This is a genomic window from Adlercreutzia sp. CNCM I-6215 (genome assembly GCF_977072315.1).
The window spans coordinates 1-25,520 of the sequence record NZ_CDRVMA010000012.1; the positions used below are offsets into that span (position 1 = coordinate 1).

Genomic DNA, 25,520 nt, shown 5'->3' on the forward strand with positions numbered 1-25,520 from the left:
GGGCGGCGGTACCAATTTATCTTACCCAGGGTACCAAGCCCGCTGACTGGCGGTACCAGATTCTGCTGATTGTTGGTACCGGAGAGGGTTACTACTCACCTGTCTATATTCAATAGATTTCGCTACAGTGCGGGTTTTGCAGATCAAGCTCACGCATATTGCAAAACAGTATCTTCCGGATAGGTCTTATTCAGCTGCGAGTTTGGGGCGAGAAAGCGTGCGGGCGCGAATCCGAAGGGGGCCGTTGTGTGTCATCGGTTTGAGATGGTGAGCGGGGAAGAGGCCGACGCGGTGCTCGGTTGGCTGCGGGCTGTGCGGCGGGCGCTGGCGAGCGGCGCGGGGGCGGCGATGGCGGTGCCCCCAGCGTTCGGGCGCCCGGTGGATGTGCCCTTCGATGCCCTCGATTGCTATCCCGGCGCGGAAAGCTCGGTTATTGTGATGGAAGGCGAACGGGCCGAAGGGGATTGGGTTTCCGACGGCGAGGGAGCCTCCTTCGTCGGTGATCGCGGTGGCGATCTGACGAGGGTCGACCTTTTGTGGGGCGTCGATGTTTCCTGGAAGCGCGGGCTCGTGTTCAACGCGCGCATCGAATCGGCGCTGTCGGGGTCGGGTCTGTGGAGTGAGGCGGTCGAGAACGGCCGCTGCATTGTGCCCGTGCGCGCCTTTTACGAGACGCGGAATGTCGATGGCGGAACAGGCGGTCGCAAGCCCCAGTATCGGTTCGCGAGTGCGGGCGGTACGGCACTTCTGTTGGCGGGACTGCGTTTGGGCGACCGCTTCGTGCTGGTCACCTGCGAGCCCGACGCCGTGGTGGGGCGCGTTCACAGCCGCATGCCCCTCTCGCTGACGGCGCCGGAAGCCTTGGCGTGGCTGGATAGCTCCACCGACGCCCGCGACCTGCTCGCCCGTCACGCGCCCGTGCCCCTGGAATCGCAGGAGGAGCCCGCTCCGACCAACCGTCCCGCCGACTCCGACCAAATGTCGCTGTTCTAATCGCTCTCGGGCCGGGGGCTCATGAGGTGCTCGACGCTGTGCAACGTCATGGAGCCGAGAATCTGGGCCGCCTCTTCCATGGGAACGACCTTTCCCGCGCGCACCCATTGGCGGTAGCATTCCAGGGCCATGTTGCGAATAAGCGCGCATATCAGTTCTTCGCTCTCGGACGTGATCCCCTCGCGCCAGAACAGCTCGTCGGCAAAGGCCCGGTAACGGTTCATTTGGGTGGCATAGATGCGCTCTCCGAAATCGTAGAAGCTCGGCGAGCACACCAGCTGCTCAATCATGGGAGGCTGGGCGGCCAGATAGCGAAAGAAACGTCGGGCGTGACCGTCCATATCCCAAGGGTCGTCCGGCGTTTTCTCGTAGTACTCGAAGAACTCGTCCATGATGCCGTTCATAATTTCGTCGTAGAAGGCCTCGATGGTCTCGTAGTGCAAGTAGAAGGTTTTGCGGTTGATGCCGGCCCGGTCGGTGAGGGCTTTCACGGTGATCTTGTCGAGGGTCGTCTCGGCGATAAGCTCCTCGAAGGCCGCGCGCAGGGCATTGCGCGTGCGCACGACGCGCAGATCGCTCTTCTTGTCCGCCATCGTCCCTCCTCGTCGTTTCATTGGCTGGTTAGCATCTTAGCGGTTTTGCGCTTGCTCGGAGGCCTACGTTAATGCCCACTTTCCGGAAAGTGGGGCTTAAGCCACGGGGTCGGGGGAGTGGGCAGTGCTTTTCCTGTTGACGCTTCGTAGACTGCACCCAGAAACCGATTCCGACGAGGGGTCGGAACGGAATCGAGGGCATCGGCTGCAGGCGGGCGACTATGCGGCGCCGGCCGAGGACGCCGATTGCGCACGAGAGAGCAGGAGGATAGTATGGAGCAGAAACCGAGGGGCGCCGTGCTCAGCCGTCGCGGCTTTCTGAAGGCCGCTGCGGCCACGGGAGCGGCTGGCTTTGCGGGGGCGAGCCTGACGGGCATCGCTGCCAGCGCGGCTCAGGCCGAGCCCGTGGCCAGTGAAACGCTGGGCTTTACGTACCACAACGAGCACTGCCTGTGCAACTGCATGCTGCAGTGCACGGTGCGCGACGGACGTTTGGCAATGATCCAGCCGCGCGAGAACGAGGACAAGCGCTTCCAGAACGTGTGCCTGAAGGGCATCTCCGAAGTGCAGAACATCTACGGCGACGCCCGCATCCAGCGTCCCATGAAGCGCGTGGGCGAGCGCGGAAGCGGCGAGTTCGAGGCCATCAGCTGGGACGAGGCCTTCCAGATGATCGCCGAGAACTTCAAGGCCATTCAGGACAAGTATGGCAAGGAGGCGCTGTGGATCCAGTTCTCCACGGAGGCCTCCCAGCGCTTCCCACCACTTTTGGCCAGCGTGCTCGGCGCTCAGGCCGGTGGCTTGAACGGTTACGACATGGGTCAGGGCAATGGCCAGATCATGGCGTTCTCGCCCTGGATCGGCATGTTCGCGCAGAATACTATGTGGGAGTGGCCCGAGGCCAACGTGGTCATTTTAGCCAACACCAATCTGGTGGAAACGAGTCTCACCTGGTCGCGCGGCATGCTTGACGCCCAGGAAGCGGGCACGAAGTTCATCTGCCTCGACCCGCGCTTCAGCCCCACGGCGGGCAAGGCCGATCAGTGGGTGAACCTGCGTGCCGGCACCGACCCGGCGTTCTTCCTTGGCATGACGAAGTACATCCTGGACGAGGAGTTGTTCGATCGCGAGCATGTGCTGGCCCACACCGCGCTGCCGTTTTTGATCGACGCCGAGACGGGCGCTTGTTTGGCCGACGTGACGGCGGATACGGATCCGGAAACCGGCGAGCCGGTGGAGCTGAAGACCTTCTATATGTGGGACGAGGCCACGAATGCGGCGGTGCCCCAGGACACCCCGGGCGCGGTCCCGGCGCTGGAAGGCGAGTTCACCGTAAACGGCAAGCGCTACGTGACCCAGTTCACGCGCCTTCGCAAGGACATGGAGCCCTATACCCTGGAATGGACCGCTGAGACCTGCGACATTCCCGCCGAGATGGTGGCCGATGTGGCCGAGCAGTATGCGGCCGGCCCCTCCATCATAGACAACGGCGTGGGCGGCATCGACAAGTTCGGCAACAACGACGTGGCCGGTCACTGCTACGCGCTCATCGCTTCGCTGACGGGCAACTATGGCAAGCGCGGCACTGGTTGCGGCATCTACGGCTACCACGTGACTCCCTACGAGGCGGCGCTTGGCGCATGGCCGCTGCCCGAGGGCATGGCGCCGGCGCCGAGCCCCCAGGGCTTCTACGACGTGGTGAAGGGCGACGCTATCCACGGCGCGATGTTCTTCGGCGATATCCCCACCCAGAAGGCCGCGAACTGGAACAAGACGCTGGAGTGGCTCGACTCGCTGGATTTTGTGTGCCTGGCCGACATCTACCACAGCTCGGTGACCGACTTCGTCGATTTGGTGCTGCCCGTGTGCAGCAAGTTCGAATGCGCCGATTCCGTGGGCGGCATCAAGTGTGCCAATGCCCACATCTTGGCCAATTTGAAGGTGCTCGATCCGCTGTTCGAAAGCAAGTCGGACTTCTACATCGAGAAGGGCATCGCCGAGGCCATGGGGCTGGGCGACCTGTTCCCGGCCGATGGCGAGGAGTACGCCCGGGCGCTTCTGACCACCGATGATCCGCAGATGGCTGGCTTCACCTTGGAGAAACTGCAGGAAGCCGGCGGCGCGCTGCGCCTCATCGGCTCGGAGGATCTCATCGCCCCGGAGGTGGGCTTCACCTACGGCACGGCTTCGGGTCGCCAGGAGCCCTATTACGAGGCGCTGCTGGAGTTCGGCCAGGCCTTCCCCGCTTGGGAGGCGCCTTGCGAGGCCTATCCGGAGAACCCGCTGCGCGAGAAGTACCCGCTGCAGTTCAACCAGGCGCGCTCTCGCTTCCGCGTGCACTCGGCCTACTCTGGTGCGAAGTGGATTCAGGAAGTGGCCGAGCCCTGCATCGAGCTGAATCCCGCGGATGCTGCCGCCCGCGGCTTGGAAGACGGCGATGCGGTAGAGGTCTTCAACGACCGCGGCTCTTTCCGCACGGTGTTGCGCGTGAACGAGGCCGTGCGGCCGGAGAGTGCCTTTATGGTGGAGAGCACCTACCGCCAGTACCTGGACGGCACCATCATGCAGAGCGTTTCCAACGACACGTTGAATCCGCGCGGCTATGCCCTGCCGTTCGGTCCCATGATCCCCTACAACGACACGCTCATCGAGATCAAGAAGGTTGGTGAATAGCCATGACGAAGCTCGCTATTGGCATTGATTTGCATCGCTGCATCGGCTGCAACACCTGCGCGCTGGCCTGCAAGATGCAGAACAACGTGCCCGATGGCATGCTGTGGAACCGCGTGCTCACCGAGGGGTGCGAGCGCTTCGATAGCGCCGAGGGCACGTATCCGAACCTTTCGCGCACCTATCTGCCGCTGGCGTGCCAGCATTGCGAGAACCCGGCGTGCGAGCGTGTGTGCCCCACGGGCGCCACTTATAAAGACGACAAGGGCCGCGTGGAAATCGACTACGACAAGTGCATCGGCTGCCGTATGTGCATGGCCGCCTGCCCCTATAACGCCCGCACGTTCAACTGGAACGATCCGGTGCGCGCCACCGGTGCCTCCTACGGAGATGCCCGCGTGCCCGAGCGCGCCCGCGGCGTGATGGAGAAGTGTACCTTGTGCAAGGAGCGTACCGACGAGGGCGACGAGCCTATGTGCGTGCGCTGCTGCCCGGCCGATGCCCGCATCTTCGGCGACCTGGACGACCCGGATTCCGCCGTGTCGCGCTTGCGCCGTGATCAGGGCGCTGAGGTGTTGTTGGAAGATAAGGGCACGCGCCCGCAGGTCTTTTACGTTCGCTAGGAGGGTGCTATGACTTCTGTGATGAAAAACCCGCTCGTGGTGGGTTCGGGCGCCATCGCCCTTGTGGGTATCGGCGTGTACGTGTACCAGCTTCTGTTCGGCCTCGGCATCACGGGCATGAACAACTCCACCAGCTGGGGGCTGTACCTTACCTGCTTCATGTTCTTCGTGGGCCTGTCGGCCGGCGGCCTCATCGTGGCCTCGTCGGCCTCTATCTTCGGCATTAAGAAGTACAAGGCCGTGGCGCTGCCCGCTGTCATCCTGTCGCTCGTGTGCATCTGCTGCGCCGGCATCTGCGTGCTGGTGGACCTCGGCGGCATCCAGCGCATCTGGCGCATGTTCACGGGGCTGAACTTCCTGTCGCCTCTGGCCTGGGACATGATCGTCATCACCTGCTACCTGGTCATCAATCTGGTGTACCTGTATTTCATGTGCTCGCGCAAGGCCGATCCGGCGAAGGTGGCCGTGGTGTCGCGCTTCGCTCTGCCGGTGGCCATCCTCGTGCACTCCGTGACGGCGTGGATCTTCGGCTTGGAAGTGGCCCGCGAGGCGTGGCACACCGCCATCTTGGCGCCGATCTTCGTGGCCTCCGCACTCGATTCCGGCCTGGCGCTTCTGGTGCTGGCCCTGCTCGGCCTGCGTGCTCGTGGCGTGTTCGAGACGACCGACGAGCTCCTCACGAGCTTGGCCGGGCTCTTGTGCACCTGCATCGCCGTGGATGCCTACTTCATCGGCTGCGAGATCCTGACGACGGCCTACAACGGCACCGAGGGCGGCATGGCCGTGATCAACACCCTGCTGTTCGGCGGCACGGCCCCGTTCTTCTGGTTCGAGGTGATCTGCGGCTTGATCATTCCCTTCTGCCTGCTGGTGTTCGCGAAGAACCGCCGCAACATGAAGGTGGTCGGTGTGGCTTCCGCGCTGGTGGTGGCCGGCGTGTTCTGCAAGCGCTGCTGGCTCATGTTCACCGGCTTCGCCGTGCCCAACATCGTGGGCGGCAACGGCATCACCTTGGGCACCACGGCCGCGCAAGCGGGCGGCGCTGCCGACATGTGGACGCTGATGGGCACCTACGCGCCGACGGTTCCCGAGATCGTGCTCACCGTGGGTATCTTCGCTTTGGGCATCTGCGCCTTCACCGTGCTCTGTCAGAAGCTGCTGAAGAAGTAGCGCTGCGCCGAAGTAGCGTTGAGCTGTGGCGCAAGAGGAGCGCTGGGAAATTTTAAGCCCCGAATCGACGGTTTTTACGGAAGAACCGTCGATTCGGGGCTATCTTTTTGCCCGTTTGCGAGAAGATGGGTCTTTTTTAGCCTCAAAATCACGGTTGTTCCGTAAAAACCGTTGATTTGCGGCTACAAAATCTTCTGAAAGCCCTTGACCCTTACGGAACGTGAGGGTTTATGCTGGTCTTGGCAAGGCGAGATGAGCGATCTCGCGAAGAAGCGGAAGCGAAGGCGCTGGGAGCAAAAACGCTGGGAGCGAAGGCGCCGAAAGCGAAGGCGCTGGAAACGGAAGCGCTGGAAGCGAAGGAAGACGAAAGGGGGGGGCGGAGGTGGGAGCGGCCAAAATGCCACGTGTGCAAAAGAAGCGAAGGACGCAAGCGGAAGAGACCTCGTATACCGTGGGTTCGCTGGCGAAGCTGGCCGGCGTGACCGTGCGGGCGCTGCACCATTACGAGGACGAGGGGCTGCTGCATCCCGAGCGCACGGCCAGCGGCTATCGCCGTTACGGTGCGGCGGATGTGGAGCGGCTGCAGCAGATTCTGCTGCTGCGGTCCTGTGGGCTCTCTCTCGGCGCCATTCGCGACGCCTTCGCTGATGACCGTTTCGACTTCCGTGCGGTGCTCACCGACCACCTTGCCACGTTGCGCGCGCGGCAAAAAGAATTGGAAACTCTGATGGGAACGGTGGAGAAGACCATCGCGTCCCTGGAAGGAAGATGCACTATGACCGATAAGGAACGATTCGAAGGCATGAAGGCCCGGGCCATTGCCGAGAACGAAGAGCACTACGGCGCCGAGGTACGCCGACGTCACGGAGATGCGGCCATGGACGCGGCCAACGAGCGCATGGCCGGCATGTCCCAGGAGGAATGGAACGATGCCAAGGCGTTGGAAGCTGCTATCCTCGACCAGCTGGCTGCAGCGAAGGAGACGGGCGACCCGACGGGAGAGGCGGCTCGGAAGTTGTGCGCCATGCACGCTCGCTGGCTGCAAATGCACTGGGGCGAGGGGACCTATTCTCCAGCGGCCCATGCCGCCCTGGCCGAGGGCTACGTGGCCGATCCGCGTTTCACGGCCTACTACGACGGCTCGGCAGGCGAAGGCGCGACGGCCTTCCTGCGCGACGCACTTGCGGCTTGGTGCGCCGAGCAATAACCTTTTGAGCGATGCGCGGTTTGCCTGGGGTTCCCTGGTGAGCTTGCCGCAAGGTACGATGGCGTCGGTCCCGGGTAGCCATGTGCGCCCGGGGCCTTTCAGCTAATTAGGGGTTGACGTCGGCATCTCTGCCGGCTCCCCCAGCTCCACTGTGTAGAGCGGCTTGTATTCGGCGCCGTCGCGGGAAAGCGTGCTCTTGAACAGTGTGACGGTGCGGGCGTGCGCCGGCAGCGGGAAGGCCAGTGGCGGTAGGGGCTTTTTCGGAATGCGCACCCGGCGCCCCAAGGTGATGTGAGGGCGGAAAGGCTTCGGGTCGAAGGGAACGTCGCGGGCGGTGAGTTCTTCGCGAACGCGTTCGGCCAGGGCCTGAAGGGCCGGGTCGGATGCGATGCCGAGCCAAAGGGTCGCGTCGGTCGGACGCCCGAACTTTCCCAGGCCGTCGGGCGCAAGCGAAACAGGAGCCGAGCCAGCGCAAGCCACATCGAGGGCGTCCATGGCCCGACTTGCTTCGGCATCATCGATGTCGCCGAGGAAGGCCAGCGTCAGATGGTAGGTGCTGCGGTCGAGAAAACGTCCCTCCAAAGACGCGCTTAGTCGGCGCGCTGCAGCCGCCGTGTCATCCGCGAAGTCGGCGGGTAGTTCCAGGGCGATGAATGCGCGCATGGCGATCCTCCGTTTCTCGATGCTGGTGCGCTGGTGTGGCGGTGTGGCAGGATGACGGGCGAGCTGCTCCGCTTCGCTCCCCCTCTCGTCCCGTACTTTCTAAGCGCTCGGCGTTTCGGTCATGAACAGGATGCCGAGGGTGCCCGGTCCGCAGTGACTCGAAATGGTGCAGCTGGCCGTGGTGGTGTAGATGGTACGGAACCCGCGCTCTTCCAGCAGCTTCCGCACGGCGGCGGCAACCTCGTCGCTCACGCCGGAATGAGTGATGAAGATCTCGTCCTTCACGATGTCGGGGTAGCGCGCCAGCGTGTCGCTTACGTAGCGCTCAAGCACCTTTTCCTGCTTGCCGCGGTAGAGCTTGCCCACTTTCATGGCGCCGCTCTGGTTGTCCACGAGGATGCCCGGCCGGCAGCTGAGCTTGCCGCCCAGGTAGGCCACCAGCGTGGGGCAACGGCCGCCGGCGGCAAGGAACTCCATGGTGTCCAGTACAAACGACGCATGGGATCGGTTGTGCAGCTCGGAGGCCTCGCGGGCGATGTCGGCGGCGCTCATGCCCGCATCGCGCATGCGGCACGCTGCGAGCACCTGTAGGCCGATGCCGGTCGAGAGACTCTTGCCGTCGATGACGTAGACGCCTTCCATGTCGGCCGCCGCTGCGCTTGCGTTTTCGTAGGCGGAGAAAAGAGCGCTGCCCAGGTTGAAGTGGACGACCTTCGAGCCGTCGGCTGTCAGCTCGGCGAAGTGCTGCCGATAGGCCTCCGGCGAGCAGGCGCCCGTTTGGGGCAGCGACTTGTCCTCGTAGAAGCCGTCGAAGAGCACCTGGGGCGTGATGTCGATGTTGTCCAAGTGGTCGCGCCCACGGAATTCGATGTGAAACGGAAAGCTGCGAACCTGGTAGTGCTCCCGCTGTTCCGGCGAGAGGTCGCACGTGCTGTCCGCGCTGATGACGACGTTAGGCATGGTCGCTTCCTTCAAAGGAGGTTGAAAAGTTGAAATGCATTGTATCGCTATTGTGGACAGTGGATGTCCTAAACGCGTCTCTGGCTTTTCTTGTAAGCGAGGCGAGCCTATGCAGGCGTTATTGCGCTCGTGCTAAAATGGCTGAACTGTTTTGCGCGAATTGAAGGAGGTCGTTTCATGGTGGAGATCGCTGATCTGCGCGATTGCGCTCCGAGCGGCCTTTTCTACGGAGGGCGCGCGGGGCAGAAGGAGGGCATTCTCATTGATGGGGAGCCCTGGATTGCCAAGTACCCGCGTACGACGCGCGATTTAGCGGGCAAGCATCTGCCGTCGTATACCTCGAGCCCTGTGTCCGAATATCTTGGTTCGCATATCTACGAGCTTTTGGGCATCCCCGTGCACGAGACGATGCTGGGGTACCGCGCCGGGAAGATTGTCTGCGCCTGTCGCGATTTCACCTTCCCGAACGCACGGCTCTTCGAGTTCAAGGAGATCAAGAACGCGCTTTCCGATGACGATGCTGGCTTCAGTTCTGCGCCATCGGACGGGGAGGTCATTTTGCTCGGCGACGTGCTCGCCGCCATCGAAACGTCCGATTTACTGCGCAGGGTGCCGGGCGTACGTGAGCGGTTTTGGGACATGTTCGTGGCGGACGCCTTCATCAAGAACCCCGATCGCAACAACGGGAATTGGGGCGTTCTCATGACGGCGCCGATGACCTACGAGCTGGCGCCGGTCTACGACATGGGCAGTTCTCTCTTCAGCAAGCGCAGTCCGAGTGTGGCGGCGCATCGCCTGGGCTACGAAGAGGCCGAGCGCGAGGACGCCTTCGGAACGAACGTCTCGTGCTATCGGCTGCCGGATGGCGAAGGCGGCAGCGTCGCGATTCATCCTTTCGAGTACATGGCGAAAACGACCAACTCCGACCTGACGGCCGCCATCAAGCGCTTTGCGGCGGCAGTGGACATGGAGGCCATCGACGCGCTCATCGACAGCGTGCCTGAAGAGGCCTACGGCATCGTTCTTCTGTCGAAACCGATGCGCGCGGAGCACAAGCGCCTCCTGAGAAAACGTCTCGAAGAGGGCATTTTGCCGCTTCTCTAGGAGCAGATCCTGGGTTTCTAGTATCCCAGTACCTTGCCGACGTTGGCGGCGATGCAGAGGTCGGCGTGGGTGTCGCGCGGAGTGGGGGTGCGGTTGATGATGGCCAAATGATCGCCGCTGAAGTAGTCGATGAGGCCCGCAGCCGGGTACACCGCCAGGCTCGTGCCGGCGATTACCAGCAGGTCGGCACTGGCGATGGCGCGCACGGCCGCGGTCACGGTGGCGTCGTCCAGCGGCTCCTCGTATAGCACCACGTCCGGCTTCACGATGGTGCCGCACCTCGGGCAGCGCGGCACACCGTCGGGGCTCTGCTTGCGCAGGGCCGTCAGCTCCTCCACGGTGTAGGGCGCGCCGCAGTCCATGCAGAAGTTGCGCCACACGCTGCCGTGCAGCTCCAGCACGTTTCGGCTGCCGGCTTTCTGGTGCAGCCCGTCGATGTTCTGGGTTACGACGGCTGAAAGCGTTCCTTCCCGTTCCAGCTCGGCCAGCTTGCGATGGGCGGCGTTGGGCTCGGCGTCCAGGGCCAGCATGCGGTCGCAGTAGAAGTCGAAGAACTCACGCGGATGGGCGTCGAAGAAGCTGCGGGATACCATGGTTTCAGGCGGGTAGGGGTAGCGCTGGGCGTAGAGCCCGTCGGCGCTGCGGAAATCGGGGATGCCGCTTTCCGTGGACACGCCGGCACCCCCGAAGAACACCATACGGCCCGGCGCGCACTCGTCAATCCACTGGCGCAGCTGCTCAATGTCGTGCTCGGTTTGGTCGCAGATCATGGTACGTCCTTTCCGCATCCAATCGCTTGGGGCCTTGGGGCTTTCCAGGAATTGTACCCGACCCTAGGCCTCGACGAGATCGAAGTGGGTGTTGGAGAAGACGTTCAGATTCAGGCTCTTCATCAGGTGCTTGAGCGCCGCCTGGGCCTTCACGGAATTGCCCGCGTCATCGAGCGGCGGCGCGAAGGCGCACACGCCGAACAGTCCGGGCATGACGCCGATGACGGCGCCGCCCACGCCGGTCTTCGCGGGCAGTCCCGTGGCATACAGCCAGTCGCCCGAGTGCTCGTAGAAGCCGACGGCGCTCATGAGCGCGACCACCTTGGAAGTGAGCTCCGCGCCGAACGCGCGCTGCTTCGTGAGGGGATTCACGCCGTCGTCGGCGATGGTGGCCGCCGAGATGGCCAGCTGCTCGGCCGTCACGCCCAGCGAGCATTGGCGCGTGTACAAATCAAGCGACATCTCGGGATCGTCGTAGATGCGGCCGTATTCTTGCAGCAGCCAGGTGATGGAGCGGTTGTCGAAGTTCGTGGCGGATTCAGAATGGTACAACTCGTCGATGAGCACCGGCTCGCTTCCCAGAAGCGCGGTCATGTTGTCGAAGATGGCCTTCCATTTCCCATCGGCATCGCCGTGGGGCTTGACGAGCGAACAGGCCGCGATGGCGCCGGCGTTCACGAGCGGCGTGGAGGGCCGGTCGTTTTCCAGCAGGATGGCGAAGATGGAGTTGAACGGCAGCCCTGTGGCGTCAGCGCCGATGTCGTCGAGGATCGCCTGCGCGCCGTGCTGTTCCAGTGCCAGAATAGCCGTGTGCACCTTCGAGACCGACTCGATGCCGAAGCGGTAGTCGGTGTCGCCCACAGAGATGAGCCGGCCGTCCGGCAGGCACAGACTGATGCCGAACAGGTCGGAATTCACGTTGGCGAGATAGGGAATGTAGTGGGCGTTCTGGCCGCCCTTGATGTCCTTGCAGGCTTCGTAGGCGTCGTGTACTGCAGTGCTGATCTGATCGAAGGTGAGACGGGTGATCATGGCGCGCTCCTCGCTTCGTGGTGAGAGTTTTCCCCATGGTACGCCGCCGCCTACGGGGCCGCCGCATTCTGACGGCGGTCGTTGGCAAACTGTGGGAGTAGAGCGAGTTCTTTCATCCGGCTGTCGCCTCCACGACTGCGCTAAAGCCGCTCTGTGATAATATGGTCTGAAAAATTTTCCAAATAGAAAGAACGTGGATATAGATGGTTTCGGAGAAGCAGGAAAGTCTTCTTTCGGTAGATGACGCAGCGGATTCAATCGGCGTTACCAAGCAGACGGTGACGCGGCTCATCCGAGAGGAAAAACTGCCAGCCCAAAAAGTCGGCAACAAATGGGTCCTTCGCGAAGAAGCGCTGCGGGACTACATGCGGGACAACAATCTCGTCCCAGAGCCTAAGGATCATGGGTGCTTGATGAGCGAAAAGCCGGGAATAGTGGCGCTCAGCTTCTTTTCGGGGGCGCTCGGCCTTGACCTGGGCATGGAAGCTGCGGGCATTGAGCCGCTTCTCTATTGCGAAAACGATCGCAAATGCAGGATGACCATTCAGGCAATGCGACCGCAAGGCGCCTTGATCGGCGACATCAACCAGTATTCGGCCACGGAGATCCTTCGGATGGCCGGTTTGGAATCGGATGCGAAGGTCGATGTCATGTTCGGCGGCCCTCCTTGTCAGGCTTTTAGCACGGCTGGCGCGCGACGTGCGTTTGACGACGCGCGGGGCAATGTGTTCCTGAAGTACCTTGAACTGGCTTCAGAAATAAAACCTACGTACCTGGTAATAGAAAATGTACGCGGGCTTCTTTCGGCTCCCTATGCTGTTGAGCGACACGGGCAGCCGGTCAAAGGGGGCGCGCTGCATGTGATTCTTCGCAAATTGGAGGAGGCGGGGTATTCCGTGAGCTTCAATTTGTATAACGCTGCGAATTTTGGTGCGCCTCAGATTCGGGAACGCGTTGTGCTTATCGGAAAGCGGGGAGAAAGCAAAGCCCCTTATTTGACGCCCACTCACGAGTGCGATGGGCAGCACGGACTTCCGCCGTGGAAAACGTTCGGCGAGGCCGTGGGGGATTTGAAGGCGCGTCCCATGCAGCATACCGATTTCCCCGAGAAGCGCCTCAAGTATTTTAGAATGCTCAAAGAGGGGGAGTATTGGAAAGATCTGCCCGTGGCTGTGCAGCGCGATGCCATGGGGAAGGCCTTTGAGCTGTCGGGTGGCAAGACGGGATTCTATCGGCGCATACGATTCGATCGCCCGTCTCCGACGCTGGTCACCTCTCCGACGATGCCGGCGACGGATCTGTGCCATCCTACGGAAGATCGCCCGCTTTCGGTGGAGGAGTACAAGCGCGTTCAGGGCTTTCCCGACGATTGGCGTATCTGCGGGAATGTTGCGGATATGTACAAGCAAATCGGCAATGCGGTGCCGGTAGCGCTCGGCGAGGCCATTGGGCGGGCGATTATCGGGGACATGAACGGGGACGAACCTGACGAGCGATTCGCCGATTTTCGCCATTCCCGCTATCGATTGACCAACGACGAAACGTGGCAGGCGCCTGTCGCACGATGATTTCCGACATGGCTGCGCCTGTTCTCTGGAGGGATATGACGCGGCTCTCGAACTAGCAAAGCCGCTGCTTGAGCAGTTGGACGTCGTTCATAGTGTTGCCAAGGGAGTTCTCCTCAAGGGCCTGGCGCATCTCTTCCTGCAGCCGGTCGATGCATTCTTGACGCGCTTGGCGGACGTCGCCGATCTCGATGCGGGAAACGTCGTCGATAAGACCCTCGACGGAGTCGAAACCGGTAAGCCACTGCCAAAAAGCCGCACCCGTTAGGTACCGGTACTGAAATCCGGCGATGTCCCGATTGGCCTGATCGCGCTCGTCGGGTTGGTACGTGCGTATCTCGTCGATAGCCTTGTTGTGGCGCAGCACGCAGAACGCTGGCAGCACTTGTTGGTTGCTGGCGCGCTTGAATCGCCTCTGCGTCTCGCACTTATCTTTCAATTCGCGGAGCTCCTGGGGGAACGACGCCGAATTGGTGGTGTTGACCTGCGATTTGAGCTCGCATACGTAAAGGGCTCCGTCGCGTACCGTCATCATGTCCCCGGTATCGAGGGTGTCGGAGGAGATTGCCGCAATCAGTGCCTGCCACAGGTTGCCCATGACCGTTTCCTCGCTGGAGCTTTCGCAGGCCCGGAATGCCTCGAGTACGAACTCTTCAGCGGTGGCAACCCCGCGGGCGGCGAACATGATGACATCTTTGCCAAGCAGTTTTTTGAGGTTGATCTTAGAGCTGTCGCGATAGTAGGCCGCTCTCTTGGCGGAGAACTCCCGCAGCATGTCGTAGGCAATGGCGCGCTGCCGGGCTACGTCGTCAGTGTAGATAACGCCGTTCTCGACGCGCTGCTCCGAAGAGAGGGTGATGGATGGGTGCGAAGGGGTGTCCATAGGGAGATGCCTTTCTCGGCGTTTGATTGCGAATGCCATTATATTGCATGCTTGGGGCCATTTCAGAAGCGAGCTTGTTTGCGAGTCTGGCTTTGCTGAAGGGTTGTGCGGTTCGCTTGCTCTACAATGGCGATAGCCTGTTTTCCAACCTTTCTGAAAGGCTTCCATGACCATGAACGACATTCAAGGTGTGCTGTTCGATGCGGATGGCACGCTGATCGACACCTACGACATCATTCTCACTTCGATGCGCTATGCCGTGAACGACGTGTTGGGTTGCTCGCTTGATGACGACGAGCTAATGGCAGGAGTTGGCACGCCGCTCTACGATCAGATGCTGCATTTCACGGGCGGCGACGCGGCTCGCGCTACCGAGATCACGCAGGTCTATCGCGATCACAACGACGGCGTCCACGATGCGCGCATTCGCGCCTTCGGCGACACGAAGGCGGCGCTCGAGCGATTTCAGGCGGCGGGTATCCCGATGGGCGTGGTCACCTCGAAGCGCCATGCCATGGCCCAGCGCGGGCTCGAAATGAGCGGTATCGCAGACCACTTCCAATTCCTCATCGGCCATGACGATTGGCCCGAGCATAAGCCAGCTCCCGGCCCCATTCTGCGAGGCTGCGAGCTTTTGGGCGTGGCGCCAGAATGCAGTCTTTACGTGGGCGACAGTCCCTTCGACATCCAAGCTGGCAACGCTGCTGGCTGCGCTACCGCCGCCGCTCTCTGGGGCATGTTCCCATGCGAGGTCCTGGCGGCCGAACGTCCCACGCTCATGTGCGATTCGCTAACAGAGCTCGCGGATCGGCTGGGCATCTAGGCCAGCTTACAGCTGCACAACCATATCGCACTCTCGGCAAGTTGCGCGAACGCTCTCTCGTACTATGACTTCTTGGTACAAAGCGCAACGTGCTTTCGGCGCGTTGGCGCGGAAGCATCTGCGACAAAGCATGCTGCGGCGAACTCGAACGTAGTCGCCGGCGGTGAAGGTGCGTCGACTGCCGGGGCGCCGCGTGTGAAGGCGCCTGGCTTTAGCCGGCCGCAACAAAGAATGGAGTTGCTGATATGGCTGTTCAAAACAAGCAGACCGCAAAACACCGCCAGGCGATGATCGTGGTGCTGTTCGCGTGCAACCTGCTTGCCTCTTTGATGCAGTCGCTCATGAACGTCGCGCTCGACTATGTTTCGGCAGAGTACCACGTGAGTCTGTCCGAGGCGAACCTGCTGGTGCTCGGCTATTCCATCGTGGCGGGTATTGTCATTGTGCTTGCAGCCCTCTCGCTCCACCGCTTCGGTTTGAGGAAGGTCATGCTCTTCGGGCTGATCGTGTCGTTCGTCGGCTCCATGCTTGGCGTGGTTGCCTGGAATTTTCCCTCCTTGGTGGCGGCGCGACTCATTCAGGCCGTTGCCACGGGCCTCTATTTCCCCGTCGTGAACGAGGCCCTGCTCAATCTTTCACCTAAAAATGGGGCTGGTCGTCTGCTTGCCGTCAATAGCGGTATTATCGGAATAGGGCTTGCGGTGGCTCCCATCGTTGCGGGCCTTGTCATTACCTATTGGGGGCTGCGGGTGCTGTTCGCCATTCCCACAGTGGCGGCATTCGTCCTCTTTTTCATTGCGCGTCGCACGATCGTCGATATTATGCCGCGTCAGAAGCTGCCCGTCGACGGACTGAGCGTCGTGCTCATTGCCGTGGGGCTTTCCGCCTTCATGATCGGTTTAAACGAGGTTACGCGCAACCCGCTGCCGATGGCGGCGCTCATGATCGCGGGAATTGCCGTGTGTGCGTGGTTCATCCACCGTCAAGGACGCCTCGCCCATCCGCTTTTGGACATGCGTCCGCTTCGCAACAAGACTTATGCTCTGGGGGAGACCCTCATCGTTCTCAGCTATATGAGCTCAATTTACCTCAGTCTGCTCATTCCGCTTTATTTGGAAGGGGTGGCGGGTTTCACGCCGTTCATTGCTGGTTGCTTGCTGGCTCCGGCGACGCTGTGCTATGCGGGTCTGTGCTTTGTCAGCGGCCGGACGCTCGGGAAGGCGGGGGTGTGGCCGCTTGTGCCCGTCGGATTCGGCGTGTGCCTTGTCGGGTTCGTGGCGCTTGCGGTGTTCACGCGGTTCGATCTTGCGCTGGCCATCGTGGGCTGCATGGCGCTTGCGTGCGCGGGGATCGGCACTGAGTATCCTGCGATTAAGAGCGTCGATCTGGAAGTGCTCGACCCTGAGCTGTCCGCGAGCGGCTCGTCGATCCATTCCACTTTGGTGCAGATCGCGGGATCTATTTCGTCGGCGCTCTTCGTCGGTCTCATGTCGGGGCAGGTTCACCGCCTGATGGCCGATGGCATGGCGAAAGCGCAGGCCTATAGCGCAGGTTTCTCGATCACCGTGTACCTGGCGGTCGCCTTTGTAGTGGTAGCGGCCATCTTATCGGTGGTTTATGCACGCCATGTGGTCAAGCTGACCCGCGGGAAATAGGGCACAGGCGCTCATGCCACGAGCGGTAATCGCTAATCCTGCGCGTTAGCGCCGCTGGCTGTTCGCGCCAGTCAGTCAAGGTACTCCATTTTGCAGCAAATCGCGAGTTATAAGCGTCTTGGGGGTGCGGTTGAGTCGGCGACTTCGAAAGAATCTGAAGAAATGCCTGGTCACAATCTTGCCTCTATCGAGAGGTTCGCAGGGCTTTCGTCGGGAGCGCCCCCGAGACGCTCATAACTGGCGATCTCATGCAAAAATCGGGGGTTCGTCGACGGAAGGTCGCCGAAGGGCTATTCCCTGCTGGGTTGCTTTACAGCAACAGGGGCAGTATGGCCGAGAAAATGCCGACGGCGCTTAAGGGGAGTGCTCCGGCGACGAAGGACGGCGTGGCGGCCAGGCGGTAATACAGAACGTAGCAGGTAAGTGACAGGGCGAACACGCAGAAGATGATCGCAACGAGACACCATGTGGCGGTAAGGCCAAGGGTACCGCCCGCTTCCAGGGCACAGGCGGCGTATAGCTCCAGGGCGCCCCATGCCACGAATAGCAGCAGCTCGGTGGTGATGGGGCGATTCCAGAAATGCGCGGTTGCCCAGGCCAAAAGTATGTAGGCGGCGATGGCGCCCAGCGCGAACCACCAGCCGTTCGGTCCTGTTCCGGCTGCGAGACCGCTTGCGCCCAGAGCGATGAAGACCGCGCCGGCAACGCCTGCGATGGCGGCCACAACGAGACATCCGGCGCCGATCCAGTACAACGGCCCCTGCACCTTCCCGGCATCAGGGCGGAAGAACACGACCCACCAGGCCAGGTAGAGCAACGCGCATAGGGCCATGAGCCCGTGGCCTCCTTGAAGTTGCCCCAGTGCGCTTTGCGCCGTCTCTTGTATCATGTCTTTGCCGCCTTTCCGCGGTCATCCGGCAGAAACATAGCACAGCGACGAAGGAGACTGCGGCCCAGCGTCAATCCGTAGCGATTTCGTGCTGTCGCGGCAAGTGCATGTGTAGGATGGGGAAGGGGTCGCCCATGGCGTCGGTTGCCGAGCGGTCGAACACCTCGAAGCCGCAGTGCTCATAGAAGCCGACGGCTTGCTCGTTCTGCTCGTTCACATCCACGAGGGTGACGCCGTGCTCGCTTATGGCATGGTCGAGCAGGAGTGGGCCCAGCCCGCAGCCGCGAAGGGACGGGTGGATGAACAGCATCTCGACCATAGCGCCATCGACACCGATAAAGCCTGCGACCTGGTCGCTTTCATTCCTGCAAACGGTGAGGTGCGCGACGGACGCAATTGCACCCGGCACATACCCTGCGATGCGCTCGATATCGTCCGGCGTGAGAAACGTGTGCGTTGCTTCAACGGAGGCCCGCCAGCAGGCGACCAGCTCGGCTAGCAGGCTCGTGTCGTCGCCAAGCTCAATGTCTTCGATGCGGAATGCCATAGCGCCCCTTCCATTCACTTGCGAAACTGTGGGGACTATAGCATACCGTGCGACAGGGGCTGATGGCGCGACGGCGAACTAGCCCTCCCCCGTGCGCTACTTCTGCCAGTGCTGCAGGTGAGGGACGAGGACGCCCATGAACGAGACGGCCTCTTCTTGCGACATGCCGGTGGCCTCCATGAGGAAGGGTGCCGTCTTCTCGATGAGTTCGTCTTCGCTCTGGTAGGCGAATTGGCCGCCGTCATAGCACCACTTGCAGTAGGCCATGTTCTCCGTGCCGTCGGCCTCGGTACCGTGGGGCATGTTGGGAACGGTGAAGGGGGTGCCACAGCATTGGCACAGCTGGCTCACGTCGATGTCGAAGAGCTGGATGACCGGCACGTCAAGCACAGCCGCGATGAGCTTGCGCATGTCCACGGACGGCTCGGTCTCGCCGTTTTCCCAGCGCGACACCGCCTGGCGCGTAACGTAAAGCTTCTCGGCCAGATCTTGTTGGGTCATGCCGCGCTGCTCCCGCGCCGCGGCAAGGGTTTCCTTGAACGCCATGTTCGTCCTTTCTTGCAGGGCCCCCGGGTGGTTGCCCGCGTTCCGCAGGGCGTCCGAGCGGTTGCGCTCATTTTTTGCATGAGCCCATTTTGCTTGGTCGTGCTTTCCCTTTCAAGCAACGTTTTGTTGCGTGCGGGCGCTCATGACTGCTCTGCAATGAGCGCGGGCTCTCGCCGGACGAGTGCTCGGTCGGCGAACACCCCGATTTTTGCATGAGATCTCGAGTTATAAGCGTCTCGGGGGTGCCTGAAGGACAAGCTTGGCAAACCTTTCGGAAAAGGCGAGGCTGCAACCAGGCGTTTCTTCGCAGCTCTTCAAAGTCAATGGCTCGAACGGGAGAGCTAGGGGCTTATAACTCGCGATTTGCTGCAGAAAAGTGCCTCTTCGCCAACCGACGCGTGCGCGGAGGGGCGTCTGGTGATGCTCGTCGCAGACGACTAGTGCTTAAGTCCGGCGGCGAACTCTTCTACGTCGCCGAACAGGAAGTCGATGCGGTCGATGTGCTTGTTGATGTGCCAGTGGCCGCAGTACCAGCGCTGATAGGTCAGCCGATCCTCGATGGTGTCCAGCCAGTTCTCGGTGGACTTGTCCACTTTACTCTGGTCGATTCCGGGGAAGTAGGTTTCGGTGGGCGTGTACTTCGCCGGGCACGTGTGGGAGAGCACCACATCCACCTTCCAGCTGCGCTCGGAGAGGACCCGCTCGGCGCGCTGCTTGGTTTGCGCGCTTGGTTGCTCGTCGGGAAACCACGGAATGCCGTTCTCGCGTCGCCATTGGGCGTCGATGCTGTAGGCTCCTCCGATAGCGATGGTGGAGAACCCTTCGATGTCGTAGATCTCGCCATCCACTGCGAAGAGGATGTTTGGGAAGGCGTCTTCCGTCATGACGGCGCCACCGAAGCGCTGCTCTTCATGGTAGAGCTCGGGAAGCGACTGCGGCCGAGCCTCGTGGTTGCCGTGGATGCATAGCAGCGTAGCGGGAATGCGCGCCGCCAGCTTCTTCGCCTTGCGGTCGCGCCCGTGCAGGTAGAAGTTGAAGCCCGTGTCGCCGAGGATGATGATGGTGTCGTCGGCCGTGAGTGAATGGGCCTCGCTAAAGCGAAGCAAATCGCGCGGATCGCCGTGTATGTCACCTGTGATGTAAACCATGTCCGCGCATTCTACCACCAGGTATCTGGCGATAGCGACTCAAAAGGCAGTTAGTTTGTGCTTTCGTAATCCGTCCCAGAATCCAAAGCAGCCTACCGGCGCCGGGCGCCGTGGGCGGCTTTCGGCTTGGTGGCTTCCGGGTGCTCGGCCAGACAGAGGTCGAGGAGCGTTTTCAAGCTCCTCGGCGATGTCCGTATCCGCGTCGCTGGGGTCGAGACGCTGCAGCACGCCGAACTCGAAGGCGTCTTCGCCGCGCTGATCCCAGAGGGCTTGCAGCCGCTTGTCCGGGTAAAGCCCCGACGACAGCTGGAAGCGCATTCGGTTGAACGCCGCCGGAGAGTCTACGACGTCCGCGAGGAACATCTCGCCGGTCGCGCCGCACGTGACGAAGACGACGCCCGCTTCCCGTGGGCGTTCCTTGTAGGCGGCGCGCAACTCCTTCTTCTTATCAGTATCCATAGTTGGGTCCTTTCGGTTGAGGGTCTATTTTAGTCGAGAGAGGGAGGGATTCTTTGCGGGGCGAAATAGTGCTCGGTGGCGTAGAGGTAGTGCTCTTCGAAATGCCGCACGGCTTCCTTCGACTTCTTCGCGAAGGGGAGCAGCATGTCGTAGGCATGGAACCAGTGGGGGTATACGTCTACGGAAGCCTCTGTGCCTGCGCGTTTGAGGTTCGCGACGTACTCAAGCGTCTCGCAATAGAACGGCTCTTCAGTGCCGACATAGGCGTAGGCAGGGGGCAGGCCCGCATAATTGGCCTCGCGGGCGGGGGCGGCGTAGCACGGGGGCGTTACGCCGCCCAAACCGCGGAGATAGTACTTCCAGGCGAACCGGTTGGTGCGCGTGTTCCACACCGGCGCATGGTTGTCTCGCGACGAGGCGGTTTCCCGGTCGTCCAGCATGGGGTAGAGAGGCATCTGGAAGGCGATGTTGACCTCGCCGATATCTCGCGCCAAAAGGCAGGTGGCCACCGTGAGGCCGCCCCCGGCGCTTTCCCCACCCACCATGATCTGCGCATCGTTGATCCCCAGCTCGTCGGCGTGGACCTTCAGGAAAAGCAGGGCGGCGTAGCAGTCTTCCAAGTCGGCGGGAAACGGCTTCTCGAATGCGGTGCGGTATTCCGGAGCCACCACCACGGCGCCGTACTTTTCCACTAGAAGGCGGGCATGGGGCAGCAGGATCTTTGGGTGCATGCCGTGAAGGTGACCCCCCTCCGTGGAGCCACAGGATGCCCGGAGTGCTTTCACGCGGTCGCGCGTTTTTCGTGGGCCGCATGATGAGAATCCGTATATCCCGATCCGAGGATGGAATCATCCTTTTCTCGATAGTATGCAATTTCCGCGTGGCCATGTTCGCCCTCCGGTGTTCCGGGGTTTTCTGTCCAGCGCAGTATACCGTCGAAGAGCAGAGGGCCCAGACGAGAAAGCCTGGGCGCGTATTCGGGCGATGCAATGTGTCCTAGGGCGGGGGGTCTGCTTTTGCCGGCCTTCCAGTCGACGAACCGCCCGGTTTTTGCAGCAAATCTCGAGTTATAAGCGTCTGCTTCCGCTTGCGGTAGAAGATGCGCTGAGAGGTCCGAGGAAAATGCCTGATCAGCGTATTGCGGATGAAGCCGATTTTGGCGGACTGCTGAAGATGGCCTCTTTCGTGTTGCAGAAGGCGAGGCCGCCTTCATCACAATCATGTGAGTGCTTTAGCAATGCAGTTGGCGAAGGCTTTCGGGTCGTCGACGCTCAGGCCGAGGGCGAGGGTCTGTTCATATATCCGCCAGCGTTGTGGTACGAAAAGGCCCTCATCGCCGGGGAACGTGTAGGGTTTTGCCGCCAGCGAAGTAACATGCGGCGCCTAAGCAGAGTGAGACCTATTCGCATGATGTCTTGTGGCCGAGTTCGCTGAGTGCTTGCAGGGTGAGGTTCACGTTTTCGGCGTGCCAGTTCTTGAAGCCACCGGCATATTGGATATGCCGGACAGGCGAATGTCGCTCAGCTCCTTTTGCTGGGTGGTGAGGCGCACGGCACCGCCACGTGTCTCGATGTCGATGATCACGTTGAGCAGGTCATCGACGAGTTTCACGGATTCGATGTCCTCATAGGGAACCACGAGCGTGACATCCCGTTCCAGCGTCGCCCAAAGGGGGCTGAACGGAAGCAGGATGAGCTCGTTCTCGCACATCTGAAGGACGGCCACATCGCACGTCTCGAAGAAGCGGACGATCTTCTCGCTCAGATCCCCCGCCGCGCCCTTGACGATGATGCACCGATCCTCCAGTGGCGTGAAGCCAGTATCCACCGCATATTCCCAAACCCTCTCTTCGCGGGCCATACTTACTGCTCCTTTCGTTGTCAGGGTTGCGTCTACTCGTTTTTCCCGACAGGGGTAACAATGGGGTTGCCGCATGAATCGACGAGGATGGTCATGCCGGTGCAGTTGACGCCGGAAGAGGCGAGAAAGCCTGCCAGAAGGTAATTCACTCCCGTCTCGCGGTCGACAAGGACGTAGGTGCGGTTCGCGAGGCCGTCCTGCTGCGCGTGAGTCTGAATGAAGCGCTTGCCGTTTTCCTTCATGGGCGTATTCCTTTCACTCGGGTTTGCGTTGGCGGGCATTATTCTGCCGATTCGTCCCTGTATCCGCAAATGGGTCGCTCTGGCAAAATCCCTGCTCAAAGGGCCTGTAAAAGACTTTTGACAGGTGCGTCTGCATCATTTTGCAAGGCTTGTGGGGCATCATTTCGGTGCGCACAAGCGGCGTGGCGCGCCAACGCGCAATCGAAAGGAAGGGATCGATGGAACTGGCTCGGCAGCTGAAGGCTAAGCGGGAGGAACGGGGGCTTTCCCAGGACGAGGTCTCGAAGGCGATCTTCGTGTCGCGCCAGACCATCTCGAATTGGGAGAACGACAAGACCTATCCGGACGTGCAGAGCCTCCTGCTTCTCAGCCAGCTGTTCGAGATCTCCATCGACGAGCTCGTAAGGGGAGACGTGGTCGCCATGCAGCAGGCCATCGCGGAGGACGCGCTCAGGATGAAGCTGCTGTCAATCGGGATGCTGGCCTTCTCGGGGCTGGCCTTCCTCTTTCTGCTTGTCTTCTCGCTTGCATGGCCGGAGCCATCGGGGTTCGCGCGCATGAGCAAGGGGAATCTCGCGGGTGCGGCAACGTTTATCGTGCTCTATGCCATCGGGTTCGCCATGGCCATCGCGGTGGACCGCCTGAAGAAGAAGCACGACGTCGTCACCTATCGGGAAATCGACCGGTTCCTCAAGAGCGGAGTCGTTGGCGAGCCCGATGCGGAAGGTCTCGCCCGCAAGCACCCAGCGCTCGGCGTCGTGGTGAAACTTTTTGCCGGCGCCGCAATCGGCCTGCTACTCGCGGGCCTTTTGCTCACCCTGGAAGGGTAGGCCGCCAATTACACTGATGTATCGGCATAGATTCAGTGTGATTGCTTAATTCTGCAGATGCCGCTTTGCGCTACCTAATCAAGGGCTTCTGCAACCTTGGGCGGAAGCGAATCTTCTGAGATTTCCGACCACCTGACGACCCCGCGAATCGGTTGAAGATCCAGCTTCAAGAAGGCGTTCTGGTGCAGTTCCCGAGAGGCGCCGAATTCAATCTCGGTCTTATCACCCGCCGCGTTGACCGCCTCAAGCTTATATAGGTACGGCTCGCTCGATCCGAGGTTGATGACCCCGCCGCTCGACTCGTTCTCGGAAATATGGGCATTGTCGATCTTTACGTAATAGTCGCCAGCTAAGAATAGATTCGTCATTGAAGCAGCAAGAATAAGGGCTGCCGCCAAACCGCACGTGGCAACTGCAGTGATCGCCATCGTTTTTCCCTTGCCCATGGGTCGCTCCTTTCTGATCTATGGGACGATGATGCCACCTCGACGCTGCAGTCGCCATCGATTCGCCTTACGGCTCTCTAACATCTTCGAAAGATACGGCGATGCGTCTCCTGCGACAATCAGCAAATCCGCTCCGTCGACGTCCTCGCTAAACTTCAAGTGCCGGTGATGCATTCGCCACAGTAAACCCGCCGGCCTCTCGTGGGGATCTGCTGGTGGGTCTTCTTTTGCCTAGAAGACTATGAGACCCTCGGGATGCAAGAAGCGCTCCCTGGCAGGTGCCGAGGAGCGCTTCGGGTTTTGCTGGTCTAATCGTGCGCTGGCGCGGAGTTTTACTCCCACTCGATAAAACAATAGTGTTTCATTTTTACGATTTTGTCCTCGTTTTATCCGTGGTTTTTTCTCGTTGTCAGCTGTATTCGGTTAGCCTCTCTCAGAGAAAACTCATCCCAAACTCAGCTCTTTTCATTTTGCCATTTCGTGAGTTTTACGCCTGAGTTTCGACGAAGGATGGATTTGGTGCGCGGCCTGCGAAAACCCGCTATCCCCGTTCGATTGAATCCTTTTCTTTCGAATGAAACACCCATCGAGAACGCGACTACGATAAGGGTTCTTGATGCCCTTCATTTCGAGTCGGCTTGCCAAGCATCATTCTGATCGAAACTCAAAGGGGGCAAGTTCGCTCTTCAGAAGGATTTCGCTGTCATTTCAGGGCAAACTCACGACGTCTCCGAAGATAGCTAAGAATGAGATTCCGCCTCGCTGACGCAGGAGCGCCCGCTTGCGAGAACACCCAGTAATTTCGATTCCGGGTCGTCATCGAAAGCGACCTTCGCGATCGATCTCCACTTGCGTGGGGGCATGCCGACCGATTTCGCGAAGAGGGCGGAAAAGCTTGTTGCTCGTGCATACCCGCAACGATGCGCTACCTCGTCTATGCTCATATCATGGTCGGTGAGCAGTCTTTTCGCCAGCTCGATTCTTTCCGAGGAGACGAACTCGGTCACTGTCAATCCCGTCACCTGCTTGAATGTCTTCTTGAATTTGGTTGACCCCATGTTCGCGGCCTCGAGCAGATCCTTCTGCCTGATCGCACCGCCTAGGTTGTTCTCGATGTACGATACGGCTCTCGCGATCGAAAGGCGGTCCTGCTCGGCCACTCCCTCGCACAGGCTCTCTCCCATCCTGAGCAGCCTTGCCATCACCAAGTTCGCGATTCCGGAATACAGGAGGCTCGCTTCCGGCCCCGGGATCTCCCTTGGAGTTATCTCGCCGAGCATCTCCGCTATTTCCGGATCCCAGGAAGCCTGGTTCCTAAGACCCTTCAGGCTGGTCGCTAGCGGTTTTAGCGCCTTGTCGATTCTTTCCCCGAAGACGCTTTGACAGTATTCGTCGTAGTACTCGATCTCCGTGTAAGAGAATCTCGCTTCTTTTGGAAGCAGGATCGAGCTTGTCTTGGGCTTTGCTTCCAGAAAGGCGGAAACGCTTGATTGCGGCATGAGGCCATGTCTTTCGCGGCGGACGGCGAAATAACCGCCAGAATCGAAACAGAAGGGCAGGGGTTCTTTCAAAGTGAAATCGCAGCAGACGACGGAGAAGAACCGCCGCGCCTCCCACGCCCAGTACCACCCCTCGCATCGGCATCCGTCGCCTTCGAAGAGGGCTCCCTCGCCGTTCCAACCGTCCGCCAAGACGAGGCCGATTGGCTCAAGCGAGGCCGCAAAGGTCTCCGCCGCGGCTTGGGCGGCGTGGGAGAACATCGTTTCCCTGTCGTACATCTTCCGATCCTTTTATTCGCGTTCGGACGCAATTCTTGCGCGCTCGGACTTTTCCCTCCAGGTG

The 25,520-nt window shown here is 60.8% G+C and carries 27 protein-coding genes; 10 read left to right on the top strand and 17 right to left on the bottom strand.

Features of this window, described 5'->3' with window-relative positions; translation table 11 throughout:
* Nucleotides 1-246: 246 nt before the first annotated feature.
* A complete protein-coding gene (locus tag ACW4LP_RS09435) occupies nucleotides 247-993 on the top strand; it encodes an SOS response-associated peptidase family protein (protein WP_452039442.1) in 747 nt (248 codons plus the stop codon).
* Here the strand turns inward: ACW4LP_RS09435 and ACW4LP_RS09440 are convergent.
* A complete protein-coding gene (locus tag ACW4LP_RS09440) occupies nucleotides 990-1,586 on the bottom strand; it encodes a TetR/AcrR family transcriptional regulator (protein WP_173114840.1) in 597 nt (198 codons plus the stop codon). The genes ACW4LP_RS09435 and ACW4LP_RS09440 overlap by 4 nt on opposite strands.
* 273 nt (nucleotides 1,587-1,859) lie before the next feature.
* Between ACW4LP_RS09440 and ACW4LP_RS09445 the strand changes: the two genes are divergently transcribed.
* The 4 genes from ACW4LP_RS09445 (at nucleotide 1,860) to ACW4LP_RS09460 (ending at nucleotide 7,256) form a co-directional block, all read left to right on the top strand.
* Nucleotides 1,860-4,259, top strand: coding sequence for a molybdopterin-dependent oxidoreductase (locus tag ACW4LP_RS09445; protein WP_455803752.1), 2,400 nt, complete (start codon nucleotides 1,860-1,862; stop codon nucleotides 4,257-4,259).
* Between the two features lie 2 nt (nucleotides 4,260-4,261).
* Nucleotides 4,262-4,879 (top strand): 4Fe-4S dicluster domain-containing protein, encoded by a 618-nt coding sequence (locus ACW4LP_RS09450; protein WP_114540571.1) that lies wholly within the window; start codon nucleotides 4,262-4,264, stop codon nucleotides 4,877-4,879.
* Between the two features lie 9 nt (nucleotides 4,880-4,888).
* Nucleotides 4,889-6,049 (top strand): NrfD/PsrC family molybdoenzyme membrane anchor subunit, encoded by a 1,161-nt coding sequence (nrfD, locus tag ACW4LP_RS09455; protein ID WP_114549436.1) that lies wholly within the window; start codon nucleotides 4,889-4,891, stop codon nucleotides 6,047-6,049.
* Between the two features lie 397 nt (nucleotides 6,050-6,446).
* Nucleotides 6,447-7,256, top strand: coding sequence for a MerR family transcriptional regulator (locus ACW4LP_RS09460; protein WP_455803753.1), 810 nt, complete (start codon nucleotides 6,447-6,449; stop codon nucleotides 7,254-7,256).
* Nucleotides 7,257-7,358: 102 nt separating this feature from the next.
* On the opposite strand, the gene thpR is transcribed toward ACW4LP_RS09460, so the two are convergent.
* Both thpR and ACW4LP_RS09470 read right to left on the bottom strand, forming a co-directional pair.
* On the bottom strand, nucleotides 7,359-7,919 hold the full coding sequence (gene thpR / locus ACW4LP_RS09465; protein ID WP_161128104.1) for an RNA 2',3'-cyclic phosphodiesterase: 561 nt from the start codon (nucleotides 7,917-7,919) through the stop codon (nucleotides 7,359-7,361).
* Between the two features lie 99 nt (nucleotides 7,920-8,018).
* On the bottom strand, nucleotides 8,019-8,879 hold the full coding sequence (locus ACW4LP_RS09470; protein ID WP_455803754.1) for a DegV family protein: 861 nt from the start codon (nucleotides 8,877-8,879) through the stop codon (nucleotides 8,019-8,021).
* 177 nt (nucleotides 8,880-9,056) lie between these two features.
* Here ACW4LP_RS09470 and ACW4LP_RS09475 point away from each other — a divergent pair, with 177 nt between their 5' ends.
* Nucleotides 9,057-9,983, top strand: a complete 927-nt coding sequence (locus ACW4LP_RS09475; protein ID WP_451917825.1) for a HipA domain-containing protein — start codon at nucleotides 9,057-9,059, stop codon at nucleotides 9,981-9,983.
* A gap of 17 nt (nucleotides 9,984-10,000) precedes the next feature.
* On the opposite strand, the gene ACW4LP_RS09480 is transcribed toward ACW4LP_RS09475, so the two are convergent.
* Both ACW4LP_RS09480 and glsA read right to left on the bottom strand, forming a co-directional pair.
* Nucleotides 10,001-10,753 carry an NAD-dependent protein deacylase gene (locus ACW4LP_RS09480; RefSeq protein WP_451917824.1) on the bottom strand — a complete coding sequence of 251 codons (753 nt, stop codon included), beginning with the start codon at nucleotides 10,751-10,753 and terminating at the stop codon, nucleotides 10,001-10,003.
* 63 nt (nucleotides 10,754-10,816) lie between these two features.
* Nucleotides 10,817-11,785, bottom strand: coding sequence for a glutaminase A (glsA, locus tag ACW4LP_RS09485; protein WP_455803755.1), 969 nt, complete (start codon nucleotides 11,783-11,785; stop codon nucleotides 10,817-10,819).
* A gap of 203 nt (nucleotides 11,786-11,988) precedes the next feature.
* Here glsA and ACW4LP_RS09490 point away from each other — a divergent pair, with 203 nt between their 5' ends.
* The gene (locus ACW4LP_RS09490; RefSeq protein ID WP_161128108.1) at nucleotides 11,989-13,353 is read left to right on the top strand and encodes a DNA cytosine methyltransferase; all 1,365 of its coding nucleotides are present in this window, start codon (nucleotides 11,989-11,991) and stop codon (nucleotides 13,351-13,353) included.
* Nucleotides 13,354-13,405: 52 nt separating this feature from the next.
* Here ACW4LP_RS09490 and ACW4LP_RS09495 read toward each other — a convergent pair whose 3' ends face one another.
* Nucleotides 13,406-14,233 (bottom strand): PmeII family type II restriction endonuclease, encoded by an 828-nt coding sequence (locus tag ACW4LP_RS09495; protein ID WP_161128109.1) that lies wholly within the window; start codon nucleotides 14,231-14,233, stop codon nucleotides 13,406-13,408.
* A 172-nt stretch (nucleotides 14,234-14,405) separates the two neighbouring features.
* On the opposite strand from ACW4LP_RS09495, the gene ACW4LP_RS09500 reads away from it, so the two are divergent.
* Nucleotides 14,406-15,056 carry an HAD family hydrolase gene (locus ACW4LP_RS09500; RefSeq protein WP_455803756.1) on the top strand — a complete coding sequence of 217 codons (651 nt, stop codon included), beginning with the start codon at nucleotides 14,406-14,408 and terminating at the stop codon, nucleotides 15,054-15,056.
* A gap of 245 nt (nucleotides 15,057-15,301) precedes the next feature.
* Entirely contained in the window at nucleotides 15,302-16,711 is a 1,410-nt protein-coding gene (locus ACW4LP_RS09505) for an MFS transporter (protein ID WP_455803757.1), read from the top strand.
* Nucleotides 16,712-17,021: 310 nt separating this feature from the next.
* Here ACW4LP_RS09505 and ACW4LP_RS09510 read toward each other — a convergent pair whose 3' ends face one another.
* From ACW4LP_RS09510 to ACW4LP_RS09550, 9 genes are all read right to left on the bottom strand, one after another.
* Nucleotides 17,022-17,543: a hypothetical protein gene (locus ACW4LP_RS09510; protein WP_455803758.1), complete on the bottom strand. Its 522-nt coding sequence runs from the start codon at nucleotides 17,541-17,543 to the stop codon at nucleotides 17,022-17,024.
* Nucleotides 17,544-17,670: 127 nt separating this feature from the next.
* Entirely contained in the window at nucleotides 17,671-18,147 is a 477-nt protein-coding gene (locus ACW4LP_RS09515; RefSeq protein ID WP_455803759.1) for a GNAT family N-acetyltransferase, read from the bottom strand.
* Between the two features lie 96 nt (nucleotides 18,148-18,243).
* The gene (locus ACW4LP_RS09520) at nucleotides 18,244-18,693 is read right to left on the bottom strand and encodes a zinc ribbon domain-containing protein (protein WP_022741359.1); all 450 of its coding nucleotides are present in this window, start codon (nucleotides 18,691-18,693) and stop codon (nucleotides 18,244-18,246) included.
* Between the two features lie 437 nt (nucleotides 18,694-19,130).
* Nucleotides 19,131-19,841: a metallophosphoesterase family protein gene (locus tag ACW4LP_RS09525; RefSeq protein WP_173114791.1), complete on the bottom strand. Its 711-nt coding sequence runs from the start codon at nucleotides 19,839-19,841 to the stop codon at nucleotides 19,131-19,133.
* 39 nt (nucleotides 19,842-19,880) lie between these two features.
* Nucleotides 19,881-20,300 (bottom strand): GIY-YIG nuclease family protein, encoded by a 420-nt coding sequence (locus ACW4LP_RS09530; RefSeq protein ID WP_173114782.1) that lies wholly within the window; start codon nucleotides 20,298-20,300, stop codon nucleotides 19,881-19,883.
* A 29-nt stretch (nucleotides 20,301-20,329) separates the two neighbouring features.
* Nucleotides 20,330-21,031, bottom strand: coding sequence for an alpha/beta hydrolase fold domain-containing protein (locus ACW4LP_RS09535; RefSeq protein WP_173114780.1), 702 nt, complete (start codon nucleotides 21,029-21,031; stop codon nucleotides 20,330-20,332).
* 50 nt (nucleotides 21,032-21,081) lie between these two features.
* Nucleotides 21,082-21,522, bottom strand: coding sequence for a hypothetical protein (locus ACW4LP_RS09540; RefSeq protein WP_173114778.1), 441 nt, complete (start codon nucleotides 21,520-21,522; stop codon nucleotides 21,082-21,084).
* A gap of 230 nt (nucleotides 21,523-21,752) precedes the next feature.
* On the bottom strand, nucleotides 21,753-22,160 hold the full coding sequence (locus ACW4LP_RS09545; protein ID WP_173114775.1) for a hypothetical protein: 408 nt from the start codon (nucleotides 22,158-22,160) through the stop codon (nucleotides 21,753-21,755).
* A 32-nt stretch (nucleotides 22,161-22,192) separates the two neighbouring features.
* The gene (locus ACW4LP_RS09550; RefSeq protein ID WP_173114773.1) at nucleotides 22,193-22,402 is read right to left on the bottom strand and encodes a DUF6440 family protein; all 210 of its coding nucleotides are present in this window, start codon (nucleotides 22,400-22,402) and stop codon (nucleotides 22,193-22,195) included.
* Nucleotides 22,403-22,620: 218 nt separating this feature from the next.
* On the opposite strand from ACW4LP_RS09550, the gene ACW4LP_RS09555 reads away from it, so the two are divergent.
* The gene (locus ACW4LP_RS09555; RefSeq protein ID WP_173114770.1) at nucleotides 22,621-23,232 is read left to right on the top strand and encodes a helix-turn-helix transcriptional regulator; all 612 of its coding nucleotides are present in this window, start codon (nucleotides 22,621-22,623) and stop codon (nucleotides 23,230-23,232) included.
* Nucleotides 23,233-23,306: 74 nt separating this feature from the next.
* Here ACW4LP_RS09555 and ACW4LP_RS09560 read toward each other — a convergent pair whose 3' ends face one another.
* Together ACW4LP_RS09560 and ACW4LP_RS09565 are read right to left on the bottom strand one after the other, a co-directional pair.
* A complete protein-coding gene (locus tag ACW4LP_RS09560; protein ID WP_114540066.1) occupies nucleotides 23,307-23,678 on the bottom strand; it encodes a YxeA family protein in 372 nt (123 codons plus the stop codon).
* Nucleotides 23,679-24,418: 740 nt separating this feature from the next.
* On the bottom strand, nucleotides 24,419-25,456 hold the full coding sequence (locus tag ACW4LP_RS09565) for a helix-turn-helix domain-containing protein (protein ID WP_015760583.1): 1,038 nt from the start codon (nucleotides 25,454-25,456) through the stop codon (nucleotides 24,419-24,421).
* Nucleotides 25,457-25,520: the final 64 nt, after the last annotated feature.